General features: G+C 39.6%; 1 protein-coding gene. It reads right to left on the bottom strand.

From position 1 onward, the window contains the following. The coding region (locus tag IW20_RS26505) for an Ig-like domain-containing protein (RefSeq protein WP_035629104.1) at nt 1-884 on the bottom strand (884 nt) is incomplete at both ends.

The raw sequence follows: 884 nt of genomic DNA, 5'->3' as shown, positions 1-884 counted from the left end.
ACTGAACAAAATGTTTGTGCTATTGCTGTTGGTTCTGCTGGTGTAGGTGTAATTTTTACAACTACGGCAGTTCTTGCACTTTCACAACCATCGATTGTTTGGCTTGCGTAGTATGTTCCTGAAACTAAAACATCATTTGCTCCATGCAATGTTCCATTTGTGCTTGCTGTATACCATTTAATATCTGTTCCTGTAGCTTGTAAATTGCTTACTTTTTTAGCGTCTACTGAACAAAATGTTTGTGCTGTGGCTATTGGCTCTGCTGGTGTAGGTGTAATTTTTACAACTACGGCAGTTCTTGCACTTTCGCAACCATCAATGGTTTGGCTTGCGTAGTATGTTCCTGAAACTAAAATATCATTTGCTCCATGTAATGTCCCGTTCGTGCTTGCTGTATACCATTTAATATCAGTTCCTGTAGCTTGTAAATTGCTAACTTTTTTAGCGTCAGCTGAACAAAATGTTTGTGCTGTGGCTGTTGGCTCTGCTGGTGTAGGTGTGATCTTTACAACTACGGCAGTTCTCGCACTTTCGCAACCATCAATAGTTTGGCTTGCATAATATGTTCCTGATGCTAATACATCATTTGCTCCATGTAATGTTCCATTTGTGCTTGCAGTATACCATTTGATATCGGTTCCCGTAGCTTTTAAATCGCTTACTTTTTTAGCGTCTACTGAACAAAATGTTTGTGCTATTGCTGTTGGTTCTGCTGGTGTAGGTGTAATTTTTACAACTACGGCAGTTCTTGCACTTTCACAACCATCGATTGTTTGGCTTGCGTAGTATGTTCCTGAAACTAAAACATCATTTGCTCCATGCAATGTTCCATTTGTGCTTGCTGCATACCATTTGATATCGGTTCCTGTAGCTTGTAAATTGCT

The sequence above is a fragment of the Flavobacterium hydatis genome, assembly GCF_000737695.1.
Lineage (GTDB): Bacteria > Bacteroidota > Bacteroidia > Flavobacteriales > Flavobacteriaceae > Flavobacterium > Flavobacterium hydatis.
Note: the sequence above shows the minus strand (reverse complement) of the source record. Positions and strands in the feature narration are given on the sequence as shown.